7 protein-coding genes are annotated in these 12,256 nt (G+C 67.1%); 3 read left to right on the forward strand and 4 right to left on the reverse strand.

From position 1 onward, the window contains the following. Positions 1-146 precede the first annotated feature (146 nt). The 3 genes from LZK98_RS09730 to LZK98_RS09740 all read right to left on the reverse strand — a co-directional run bounded on the left by LZK98_RS09730 (position 147) and on the right by LZK98_RS09740 (position 6,427). Positions 147-3,068, reverse strand: coding sequence for a TonB-dependent receptor (locus tag LZK98_RS09730; RefSeq protein WP_233786338.1), 2,922 nt, complete (start codon positions 3,066-3,068; stop codon positions 147-149). A gap of 219 nt (positions 3,069-3,287) precedes the next feature. Then, positions 3,288-4,682, reverse strand: coding sequence for a glycosyl hydrolase family 28 protein (locus LZK98_RS09735; protein ID WP_233786339.1), 1,395 nt, complete (start codon positions 4,680-4,682; stop codon positions 3,288-3,290). Next, complete coding sequence (locus LZK98_RS09740; protein WP_233786340.1) at positions 4,679-6,427, reverse strand: glycoside hydrolase family 43 protein; 1,749 nt, start codon at positions 6,425-6,427, stop codon at positions 4,679-4,681. The genes LZK98_RS09735 and LZK98_RS09740 overlap by 4 nt, the downstream gene beginning before the upstream one ends. Positions 6,428-6,566: 139 nt before the next feature. Here LZK98_RS09740 and LZK98_RS09745 point away from each other — a divergent pair, with 139 nt between their 5' ends. Beyond that, positions 6,567-8,492: a glycoside hydrolase family 97 protein gene (locus LZK98_RS09745; protein WP_233786341.1), complete on the forward strand. Its 1,926-nt coding sequence runs from the start codon at positions 6,567-6,569 to the stop codon at positions 8,490-8,492. Here LZK98_RS09745 and LZK98_RS09750 read toward each other — a convergent pair. Continuing rightward, positions 8,489-9,505: a LacI family DNA-binding transcriptional regulator gene (locus tag LZK98_RS09750; RefSeq protein WP_233786342.1), complete on the reverse strand. Its 1,017-nt coding sequence runs from the start codon at positions 9,503-9,505 to the stop codon at positions 8,489-8,491. The genes LZK98_RS09745 and LZK98_RS09750 overlap by 4 nt on opposite strands. A gap of 220 nt (positions 9,506-9,725) precedes the next feature. On the opposite strand from LZK98_RS09750, the gene LZK98_RS09755 reads away from it, so the two are divergent. After that, positions 9,726-11,018 (forward strand): oligosaccharide MFS transporter, encoded by a 1,293-nt coding sequence (locus LZK98_RS09755; RefSeq protein WP_233786343.1) that lies wholly within the window; start codon positions 9,726-9,728, stop codon positions 11,016-11,018. Beyond that, complete coding sequence (locus tag LZK98_RS09760; RefSeq protein ID WP_233786344.1) at positions 11,015-12,190, forward strand: glycoside hydrolase family 88 protein; 1,176 nt, start codon at positions 11,015-11,017, stop codon at positions 12,188-12,190. Before LZK98_RS09755 ends, LZK98_RS09760 begins: the two co-directional genes overlap by 4 nt. Positions 12,191-12,256 lie beyond the last annotated feature (66 nt).

The following is a 12,256-nucleotide window of genomic DNA, read 5'->3' on the forward strand; positions in this document are numbered from 1 at the left end:
GAACAGGGCGCGTTCCGCTGCCCGTCTTCCGGTCGGTTGGTAGGATGGAGGCGTTCGGGCGTCCAAGCCAAAGGCGCTATCGATCGATGCGCGTCTTGGCTGGATAGAGCCGAGCTGGCGTGGAGGCCAGCCCGGCGGAGAATGTCTCAGCTTCCGAAGCGGTAGCGCAGCGTCACGCTGAAGTTGCGGCCGTTGACGAAATGCTGGCGCTCGATGCCGGTCGCCAGCGCCGGTTCGCCGACATAGCGGTTGGCGGCGGCGTTGGTGAGGTTTTCGGCGCTGAACGACAGCGAGAAGTTCGCCGGCAGGTTGAAGGTGACCGACGCGTCGAGCAGGCCGAAGTTGTCGATGTAGCGGCCGTCGATCGGGTTCCCAGCGACGCCGAACAGGATCGCCTTGGACCGGTAGGTGTAGACGATGCGGGCAGACAGGAAGCTGTCCTCGTAGAGTCCCGAGGCGGTCCAGTTGTATTTGGAGGTGAAGGGCTGCGGCGTATCGGTCAGCTGGCCGTTGAGCGTCAGCGGGTTCTTGGTGTCGACGTAGGTGAAGGATCCGGCCACGCCGAACTTGTGCAGGAAATCCGGCAGGAACGGATAGTCGAAGAAGGTCTGGCCTGAGATTTCGACGCCCTTGGCGTTGCCGGTCGCGGCGTTGACGGTCTGAGTGATGAAATACTGGCCGCCGGTGCAGCCGTTGGGCAGGGTGCCGGTGTAGGGCGGGAAGGTCGCCACCGTCTCGCAATTGGAGATGCCGCTGAAGAAGCCCTTGATCCGCTTGTAGAAGAAAGCGGCGGCGACATAGTTCACCGACGAGAAATAATGTTCGAGCGAGATGTCGTAGCTGTCGGCACGCTGCGGCTTGAGCTCGGAATTGCCGCGGCTGCCAAGGCCGGTGTTGGTGTCGACGGTGATGGTCGGATTGAGCGCGTCGACGCTCGGCCGGGTGATCCCCTTGCCGTAACCGAGGCGCACGATCGTCTTCGGCGTCACGTACCAGGCGAGATTGGCGGTCGGCAGCACGTCCCAATAGGAGCTGCTCGTCTCGTTGGGGACGATGACGATCGGTGCGCCGGGCGCGCTCTGGGAGTTCACCATCGCCCGTGCGAACGTCTCGGTCCTGACCGCGCGCACGCCGATGTTGCCGCGAATCTTGTCGTCGAGGAAGCCATAGTCGGCGACCGCGTAGCCGGCATAGGTGCGCTCGCGGATGAAGCGCCGGGCGAGCAGGTTCTCGGCAAGGTTGTCCTCGGGCAGGATACCCGCGTTCGGGAAGCGCGCGCGGACATTGTCGCCGAGCAGCGCATCGGGCGAGAAGACCAGATAGCCGCCCGAATAGCCCATCTTGCCGTTCATGAAGTTGGTCGGCGAGTTCTCGAACAGGTCCGGCACGGCGGTGACGGGAATGGCGTTGGACTGGTTGGCGGCGAGCGGAAGGCCGTCGGTGGTCAGGTTGCGGCCGCTGAACGAATAGTTGCGGTAGCGATCCTCGAGCACCGAATAGCGCACGCCGACCTTGATCGCCTTGATCGGCGAATCGTCGAACCGGTAGCGCAGGTCGAGTGCCGCCGCGCCGGCCACATCGTCCCACGCCTGGTTGGTGCCGTTGGCGTAGTTGTTGAGCACCCAGGTCGAGGGGCTCGCCAGGTCGGGCCCGGAAATGCCGAGCTGCGCCGGGCTGGTGGTGAGATCGCGGGTCACGTCCCAGGTCAGGCCGCTGCGCGCCGAAAGAGTGACGGCGCGGTTGTCGGTGCTGCGGTCGGCCTTGACATAGGAATAGTCGAAATGGGCATCGAAATGCGGCGTCACCTGCCACCGCACGCCGCCGGCGATCAGCCAGGTGGTATAGTCGCTCTTCTCATCGCCGCCGATCGAGGTGGCGCCCGATCCCAGGAAGGTGCCGGTGGCAAGACGGGTGCCGGACAGCAGCTCGTTGGCGCCGCCGTTGGCGTTGCGGTTGGCGAGCGCCTCGTCGATGGCGAAAGGGACGGTGGTCAGGTTCTGGACGTATCGCGAATTGGCGATGTTCAGGAACCGATAGTTCTGATGGTACTGGTAGTAATTGTAGTTGCCGTCGACGTAGAATTCGAGGTCCGGCGTCGGCTTGTACTGGAAAGCGCCGTTCAATCCCTTGCGGGTGCGCATATAGTCTTCCTGGAAGATATTATGCGCTTCGGTGACGGTCGAGACCAGGTTGGCGCGCTGGGCCTCCGGTAGGGCGAGCGGATTGGCGACGTCGGCCAGATAGACGACGTCCGACCGGCCGACATAGGCGGGATTCAGGTTGAGGCCGGTGCCGATGTTGGAAGCATATTCGGCGCTGTCGCCGCTGATTGCGCGCCGGATCGAGGTGCCGCCGCCGGCCGGATTGTTGTCGCCGCGGTTGAAGCTGCGCGAATAGGAGCCGGCGAGCAGCAGTCCCATCTCGCCGTCGCCGACCTTCCAGCGGGTCGAGCCGAGCGCGAACAGCTCCGGCTGCACCTTCTTGCCCAGGTCGTTGTACCGCCCGCCGACCGAGGCGGAGAGGGCGGTGCCCTTGAAATCGAACGGTCGGCGCGTGCGGATGTCGACGAGACCGCCGATGCCGCCCTCGATATGTTCGGCGGACGGGTTCTTGTAGACGTCGATCCCGGCGACCATGCCTGGGCTCGCCCCTTCCACGTTGAACTCGCGGCCGCCCGCGGTGATGTAGGCGCGGCCGTCGACCCGTGATGCGGTCTGGCCCGAGAGGCCGCGGATGGTGAGGCCGCTGCCCTGGCCGACAGGGGAGGCGGATTCGCCGCCGAAGCGATAGGCCTGGACGCCCGGCACGCGTGAGAGCGTCGCGGCGACATTGTTGTCGGGCAGCTTGCCGATGTCGTCGGCGGTGATCGAGTCCACCACCTCCAGCGTGTTCTTCTTGCGCAGCGCGGAAGACTGGAGGCTCTCGCGGATGCCGGTGACGATGATCTCCTGCTCGGCGGTAGCGTCGGGAGCTGCCGTTTCCGGCTGCTGCGTGGCCTGCTGGCCCCAGGCGGGTACGGCTGCGGTGGTGCAGAGGAGCACCGAGGCGAATTTCGTGAAACTCTTCATCATCCCCTCCCTCGTTCGGCGGCACCGGCGATGACGCAGGTGGTACCGCGTCCCGTCGCCGATCGTCCTCACCGGGCGAATCGTGCCCCGATATGTTATCGGTAGCAGAAGCATCTGTTATCGATCACATAAACGTTGTGCAATAGGGATTCTGCTGTAGCTCGCCGATTTGGGTAGCAGGGGAGGTGGTGCGCTCGTCGCTGTCAGCGGATGAGCCCGCTATTTGACTGTCAGGCCCTCGACGAACTGGCCGACGTCAATGTCGGACCTGCGCAGCGGGGCACCGCCGACCGTCACATTCTCGATCGTCACCCCGCGCACTATCCGGTCGGCGGAATAACCCGCGATCACTGGCCGGTTGATGTCGCCGCCCTTGAAGCCGACGTTGCGGATCGTCACGTCCTCGATCCCGCGGCCGGGCGCGTGGCTGTACTTGGGATTGAACAGCACGCGGAGGTTGAACAGCATCCCTTCCTCGATGCTGTCGATGCGGATGTCCTCGAACCGCACGTTGCGGACGAGATTGTTGTCGCTGTTCGAGATCGCCATCACGCCCTGATAGTTGCGGTCGTCCTCGTCATGGCCGAGCACGTCGATGTTGCGGAAGACGAGGTTCTCCAGAACCTCCGGCGCCTCGGCATTGCCATGGAGGCCGATGTTGATCGGATGCGCGATGTCCGCCCACAGAATGGAGTTGGTGACGAGATAGTTGCGCGCGTCGCCGCGATAGTCCCACCGCGATCCATAGACGGCGATGGTGTCGTCCGAATTGCGCATGAACACGCCGTCGATCCGCACGTCGGAGCAGCTCATGAAATCGAGCCCGTCGCTCCAGCTCGACGCGCTGAACGACTTGACGTCGCGGACGGTGACGTTCGAGGACTGACCGCACGCCACCGTATAGTGATTGGGGTCGATGAAGATCGGGCCGTCGATCGTCACGTTGCGCGAATTGGCGATGGTGATGCCCTGCTCCGGGCGGTCGATGATGCCATGGCCGATCACGCGGACGTTCTCGGCGTCGCGAATCTCGATATTGCCCTGCACCAGCGCACCGCCCGCGACCACGACCGTGGTGTTGGAGGGGATACGGAAGCTCTTCTGCCCCTCCGGCAGCGGGTGAACGCCCGGACCGAAATAGACGACGCCGGGGCCGGGCGGCGGCAGCTCCGGCTCGGGCGCGTCGGCGAAGAGGTGGAGATTGTGGAGCCGGTCGCCGTCGAACTCGATCGACAGTTTCGCCGGCCGGTCGAGCCGGAAATAGGCGGTGTTGCCCACCAGCCGCGCCTTGACGCCTGCGGATGTGGGCCGCACCTCGACGCGCCGGACATCGCCGTTGTTCTTCTTGACCGAGACCTCCACCGGCCCGGCCATGTCGAACGCCACCATCGAGGCATCCTGCGGCCGGTCGAGATCGACCTTGACGTCATATTCGTAGAGGTCCTGCCATTCGCCGCCCGGCACCCGGACGCGCACGGTGAAATCGTCGTTGAGATGGGTCCAGAACGCCTTGCCGGCCGGCGGCGCGTGGATGCGTAGCGTCTGGCTCTGCGCCGACGCGGGAAGCGCGGCGAGCGCGAGGAGAAGGGCAGGGGCAAGGCGGAGCCGGGTCATCGCGTGATCCTGAACCAGTCGAAGTCGGCATGGCCGACGGTGGTGGCGATGCTCGCGGGCGTGCCGTTCTGCGCCTGGGCGAACAGCCCGATCTGCGCGCCGACCCAGCGGCCGGGGCGGCTCTCGAAAGCCTTGCCGAGCGGGACGAAGCGGATGCCGTCGAGGCTGTAGCTGAAGCGGACGCGCATATGCGTCTCGCGCAGCATCGACGGCCAATAGGGGGTGAAGTCCGGCGGTCCGACGCGGGTCGTCACCGGCGCCGCCTCCAGCCGCAACCAGACGCGGCCGTCTGGTGCGAGCGGTCCCGAAGTCCGCTGTTCGGGAGGCGACGGCTCGATCCCGTCGCGCCGGCCCTGGACGAGGCGGAGCGCATCGCCCTGGCGTTCGATTCCGATCCACGCATAGCGCTGGCCGAGCATGGCCAGCCCGGCGCGCTCCCCGGATCGCAGTGGCTGGAAGTGCATCAGCGTTGTGGCGGTGAACGCCTCCCCTGGTAGCTTCTGCGACAACAGGTTGCCTGCTTCATAGAGATTAGCCGATCCGCTGACCGACTTGAGGCGGAGCTGTCCGTCGGCAAGCGTCAGCCAGTCGGCGTCCGGGTTGCTGTTCCACTGCCAGGCAAGCGACAAGGGGCCGGCGAACTCGTCGTCGGCGACCGGCGCCGTGCGCGGCTGGGCCGGGCCCATGGGTTTGCGGTGTCGCGCGACCGGTTCGCCGCGGCCGTCGCCGTCGGGATCAGCGCCGATCACCGGCCAGCCGTTCCGCCACGCCATCGGCTGGAGATGGACGACGCGGCCATAGCTGTCGCGGTCTTGGAAATGGAGGAACCAGTCCTCGCCCGTCGGCGTCGTCACCCAGGCGCCCTGGTGCGGGCCGTTGACGTCGGTCGTGCCTTGGTCGAGCACGTTGCGCCCCTCATAGGGCCCCTCGATCCGCCGGCTGCGGAACACGCCCTGCCAGCCGCCCTTCACGCTGCCGGAGGGTACGAGGACATAATACCAGCCGTCGCGCTTGTAGAGCTTGGGGCCCTCGGTCGTCTGCCACGGCCGCAGTCCCACGCTGGTCGCGACCGGGGGCAGCGCGTCGCCGTCGATGATCGTCCGCACCTCGCCCACCGTCCTGCCGCCGTCGGGGTCGAGCCGCTTGAGCACGATCAGATTGGCCTTGCCTGCGCGGCTGCGGGCGAAGGCGTGGACCAGCCAGCCGGTGCCGTCCTCGTCCCAGAAGGGGGCTGGGTCGATCGCGCCCCTGGTCGCATCGACCAGCTCGGGCGCGGACCACGGGCCGCGCGGATCGGTCGCGGTCACGCGGAAGATGCCGAAGTCGGGATCGGGGTAGTAGATCATGAAGCGTCCGCCGTGATGGCGGATCGCCGGCGCCCAGACGCCGCCGCCGCGGCGTGGCGTGCGGAAATGCGCCTCCGGCGTCAGCTTGGGCAGGGCGTGGCCGATGATCGTCCAGTTCACCAGATCGCGCGAGTGGAGGATCGGCAGCCCCGGCACGTTCGCGAAGGACGATGCGGTGAGATAATAATCGTCGCCGACGCGGACCACGTCCGGGTCCGAATAGTCCCCGATGAGCACCGGATTGCGATAGGTGCCGTCGCCCTGGTCGGCGAACCAGCGGCCGTCCTCGATCCGGTCGGATGCGGAGGCCGTCAGCAGCGCGCAGCAACACGCCAGCAGGACATGCGCTCCGCGCCGTCGCCACGCGGGAATCGAGCCTCGTTCCGCGGATTTTTCCATCGACCCCCTCCGACCGTGCTTGCTCTTCGATATGGTTCTGTTATCGATACCAGTATGCGACCCGCCCCGGGCGAGCGCAAGAAGATTGTGGAGGAGAGGAGTGGAAGGAACGCGAAGCGGCATTCGTCGGCGCGAGCTGATGTCGGGAGCGCTGGCCGCCGCAGGCGTCGGCAGCCTGGCACCTGCGCATGCCGCGGGGCGGGCACCGCTGGAGGCGCGCTCCCCCAACGGCGCCCTCGTAGTCCGCCTCGATCCGCCGAGCGGCCCCGGCGACTTTCCCCGTTGGTCGGCGAGCTTCGGCGGCAAGCCCATCTTCGAGCCCTCCCGCCTGGCGCTGGTGCTGTCCGATGGACGGCTGCTGGGACCGGGAGCGGTGCTGACCAGCCATCGCGTACACGCCCATAGCGAGCAATGGCGCCCTCCCTATGGCATTGCCGAAAGCTATGACGCGAGCCGCAACCTGCTCGAGGCTCGCTTCGAGGATCGGGAGCGCGGCATTGCCTTCAGTATCGTCCTGGCCGCGCATGATGACGGCGTTGCAGTGCGCTATGTGCTGCACGAGGCGCCGGGCGGCCGGCTGGCGCTGGGCGGTGAGGCGACCGAGCTCTGCTTTCCCGCGGGCGCCCGGGTGTGGAGCAGCCGCGACGAAGGCGAGTATCAGGTCTCGGCGCCGGGGGACATCGCCCCGGTGCCGCATCCCGACCTCACCCGGAGCACCGATCAGGGACCGCTCGCCGATCCGCCGCTCCACGTTGCGACGCGGGAAGGACTGGCGCTTTGCGTCTGCGAGTCCGATCGGTTGCACTATCCGCGGATGATGGTGCGGAGCGCCGGCGCCGACACGATCGCCACGCACCTCATGCGCTTTCCTGGACGTGCGACCGGCTATTCGGGGCCGGGCGACACCCATGCGGCGCCGGTCTTCACCGTCGAGACGCCGTTCGAGACGCCATGGCGAGTCGTTCTCGTCGCGGCGGAACCCGCCAAGCTGATCGAAAAGGCCGGGCTGATCCCGTCGATCGCCACGCCCAACCGGCTCGGCGACGTCTCCTGGATCCGTCCCGGCCGCGCCTTCCGCATCCGCAAGCCCTACACGACCGAGCGCGCGCTTGCCTGCGTCGACTTCGCCGCGCGCCGCAAGCTCGATTTCGTCGAGTTCGACGCCCATTGGTACGGCGACGGCACCGACCCGAGCGACGCGACGGTGCCGATCGCCGGGCTCGACATGGCGCGGATCATCGCGGCGGCGAAGGGCAGGGGGATCGGCATGATCCTCTACGTCGATCGCGTGCCGGCGATGCGGCAGCTCGATGCGATCCTCGCCACCTATCGCGACTGGGGCGTGGCGGGGATCAAGTTCGGCTTCGTCTGGGAAGGGCGGCAGGAGGACGTCGATTTCATCTACGACCTCGTCCGCCGCTGCGGCGAGCACCGGCTGCTCGTCAACCTTCACGACAATCTGCGGCCGGCGGGGCTCGAGCGGACGCTGCCCAACTATGTCGCGCTCGAAGGGGTGCGGGGGAACGAGCAGTTCCCGACCGCGCGGCACAACGTGACCTTGCCGTTCACCCGCGCGCTGGGCGGGCCGATCGACTACACGATCTGCTACGCCCACGAACGCAACCAGACCACCAACGCGCATCAGCTCGCGATGGCGGCGGTTTACTATAACCCGCTCACCTTCCTCTATTGGTACGACGAGCCGGCGAAATATGACGGCGGCGGCTGGCCCGAGCTGCGCTGGTTCGACGAATGTCCCACGAGTTGGCACGAGACCCGGGCTCTTGCCGGCGCGGTCGGCGAATATGTCGCGGTCGCGCGCCGCCACGGCCAGCGTTGGTTCCTGGGCGCGATGACCAACGAAGATGCGCGGGTGCTGACGGTGCCGCTCGATTTCCTGGGGGCGGGGCGTTGGCGCGCGCAGATCTTCGCCGATGGGCCGCCCGCGGTGCAGGCCCGACAGACGCCGGTCGTGATCCGCGAGGTGACGGTTACCGCTGGCGACAGGCTCGATCTCGCGCTTGCCCCGTCCGGCGGCCAGGCGATCCTGTTCGAGCGCGGCTAGGCGGATCGTTCCGGCGCGGGACCGATCGAATCGCGTTCGACGAGCGTCAGCATCTCGCGCACATGCCGCGGCGAAGGGGAGGTGCCGGCACGGACCTCGCGGACCTGATCGCTGAGCATCGCCACCGCCGTCGCCGCCATGTCCGCGATCGGCTGGCGGATGGTGGTGAGCTCGGGCCAGATGGTCGAGGCGATCGGCGCGTCGTCGAAGCCGGCGATGCTGAGGTCGCGCGGCACGGTAAGGCCCATGCCCTGCGCGACCGCGGAGACCGCCGCCGCCATGTCGTCGTTGCTCGCGAAGATCGCGGTCGGGCGTGGCGAGGCGGCGAGCAGCAGCCGGGCGGCATCGAGTCCGGACTTGTAGGTGAACAGGCCCGGCGCGATCCATTCGGGCTTGATGGTGATGCCGGCGCCTGCGAGTGCCGCGCGATAGCCCTGTTCGCGGCGCTGTGAGGGCGAATGTCGGGGATCGCCCTGGATGAAGCCGATCGCGCGATGCCCTGCCGCGATCAGGTGGCGCGTCATGTCGAATGCGCCCTTGTAGTCGTCGACCACGATCGCCGCGATGCCCTCGCGCGGCTTGGCCGTCGCGAAGGCGAGCGGCAGCACGCCGGCCTGCTCGACCCGTTCCAGGACCAGCGCCGAATCGCACAGCGGCGGCGGCAGGATGACGCCCCCGATCCCCGCCTCGATCAGCCGCTCGAGGCCGTCGAGCGCTTCCTCCTCGGTCACGCCCGGCTCGATCAGGAACTGGCAGCCGCTGGTGCCGCTCTGGCGGAAGGCGCCCATCAGAAAGGCGGCGAGGTTCGACGAGCTCGGATTGCTGTAGAGCGCGCCGATGCGGACGTCGCGCTTCAGGCTGCGCGCGGTGAGGTTGGGCGAGTAATTGAGGGCGCGGATCGCCGCCTCGACCTTCTCCCGCATGTCCTTGCTGACGTATCTGGCGCCGTTGATGACGCGTGAGACCGTCATCGACGAGACGCCGGCATGGCGGGCGACGTCGTGGATGGTCACGGTCGCGCGCCTGGGCGTTCCGCTGGGCTCTCGGTCGTCGCTCGCCGCCATGTTCTTGCTTTCGCTGAGCCCCGCGATATCCTGTCGTACCGATCGCGGAAGCGAGCCGGCTATCTGATATCGATAACAGCTTTCCCGGGCGGGTCAATCTCGGGCCTTGCCACCGATGATTCGGCAGGCGTATATGATATCGATAACAGATTCGAGAGGGTCCCCGGACGTGTCCGAAACGAGGCGCAATTACGCGGTGCTCAGCGCCTTCCTCTTCTGTTTCTTCTTCGCCCAGGCGATGGCGATGTCGCTGCTGTCGATCTGGCTCACCCGCACGCTGGGGCTGAACGGTGTCGAGGCGGGGACGGTCTTCTCGGCCAATTTCATCGGCGCGATGTGCGCGCAGCCGCTCTACGGATATCTCTCCGACCGGATGGGGTTCCGCAAGGCGGTGCCGGCGGGCATCGCGCTGCTGGTCGTCATGGCGGGGCTGTTCTTCACCTTCGCCTATGCGCCGCTATTGCGCTGGAACATCGTCGTCGGCGCGGTCGCTGGCGGCATCTATCTCGGCGTCACCTTCATCGCCGGCAGCTATGCGCTCGAAAGCTATGTCGACCGCGTCGGGCGGCGGTACGGGTTCGAATATAGCCGGGTGCGGCTGTGGGGCTCGCTGGGCTTCGCGACCGCGGCGGCTTTCTCCGGGCGCCTCTACAACCTCGATCCCGGCATCAACTTCTTCCTGGCGAGCGCGGCCGGGCTGCTGCTGCTGCCGATCCTGGCATTTGCTCGGATCGATCCCGATCCCGGGCAGCAGGCGGCGGCGGACCGGCTCACGCCTGCCCAGTCCGCCGCCCTGCTTACCCAGCCCAAGTTCTGGGGATTCATGGTGCTGATCCTCGGCGTGACCAACCTCTATCTGGTCTACGATCAACAGTTCCCCTTCTATTTCTCCTCGCTGTTCCCGACGCCCGAGGCCGGCAACGCCATGTTCGGCTATCTCAACTCGGCGCAGATCTTCGTCGAGGCCGCGGGTATGTTCGCCGCGCCCTTTCTCGTGCGGCGGATCGGTGCGACGCGGGGGCTGATGCTGGCGACGGCGATCATGATCGTGCGCATCGCCGGTTCCGGCCTCGCCGCCGGGCCGCTCGCCATCTCGGCATGCAAGATGCTGCATGCGATCGAACTGCCGATCCTGGCGGTCTCGCTCTTCCGCTACATCGCCTATCATTTCGAGGCGCGGCACGCCTCGACCGTCTATATGGTGGGCGTCAGCTTCGGCCATTCGCTGGGGCTTGCCGTCCTGTCGCCGATCGCGGGCATGGGCTATGACCTGATCGGATTCCAGAACACCTATTTCGCCATCGCCGGCCTCGCGCTGCTGTTCTGGGTCGCGTCCTGGTTCGCGCTGTCGCCGACGCCGCCTGAACGGGCGGGAAGGGCGAGGGGCCGAGGCATACCTGCTGCGGGGCTAGATCCGGCCGGCAGCGGCGATGTCGCACCGCTGGGATCGTCGGCGCGATGACGGCGAACGGCACGTCGGCCGCGCTGCTGCCGCCGACCCAGCCCACGCCCGAACAGGTCGATGCGTTGATCGTGGCTGCGCTTGCGCGGCTCGACCGCACGATGCCGCAGTTCGTCGACCATTTCCCCGCGCCGTCCAGCGAAAGCGGGGTCTATGCGCCGATCGACAATGTCGAATGGACCAACGGCTTCTGGACCGGGATGCTGTGGCTCGCCTGGGAGCTGACCGGCGAGGTACGCTATCGGCTGGCGGCGGAACGGGACGTCCTGTCCTTCGCCGATCGCGTGGAGCGGCGGATCAACGTCGATCATCACGACCTCGGCTTCCTCTACACGCTCTCGGCTTGTGCGGCGCACCGGCTGACGGGAAGCGAGATTGGCCGCACTGCTGGGCTCGATGCCGCCAGGCTGCTGCTCGCGCGGTTCGATCCGGTCGCGGGTGTCATCCAGGCCTGGGGCGACATGCGCGATCCGGCACAGCGCGGGCGGATGATCATCGACTGCAACCTCAACCTGCCGCTGCTGTTCTGGGCAGGGCGCGAAACGCTCGATCCGGCCTTCGCCGAGGCCGCGCACCGTCACCTCGCCCAGGCCGCGCGGCTGCTCGTTCGGCCCGATGCCTCGACCTATCACACCTATTATGTCGACACGGCGACCGGCCAACCGCGCTTCGGCAGCACCCATCAGGGCCATTCGGACGAAAGCTGCTGGGCGCGGGGTCAGGCCTGGGGCATCTACGGTTTCGCGCTCGGCGGGCTGCACACTGGCGACGACAGCTATTTCGAGCTCGCAGCCCGGCTCGCCGACTATTTCCTCGCCCGGCTGCCGAGCGACGGCATCTGCTGCTGGGATCTGATCTTCACCGGAGACGGCGAGGCGCCGCGCGACAGCTCCGCGGCGGCGATCGCGGCCTGCGGGCTGCTCGAGCTGGTCAAGGCGCTGCCGCTCTCCGATCCTCGTCGCGACAGTTACGCCGCGTGGGCGTGGCGAATCGTCGAGCGGCTAGGCACGGCCTATGTCGCGCCGCTCGAGGGCTCCAATGCGCTGCTGCTCCATGCGGTCTACCACATGCCGAACGGCGCCGGCGTCGACGAGGCCTGCATCTGGGGCGACTATTTTTATCTGGAGGCGCTGGTCCGCTTGCGGCAGGTCTGGGTTCCCTACTGGTCCTAGCATTCGGGCCGACTCATCCGACGCCGACGGAACGGAGAAGTCTCACTGGTCAATCCAGTGGGAAGT

Source organism: Sphingomonas cannabina, from assembly GCF_021391395.1.
GTDB classification, from domain to species: Bacteria; Pseudomonadota; Alphaproteobacteria; order Sphingomonadales; family Sphingomonadaceae; genus Sphingomonas; species Sphingomonas cannabina.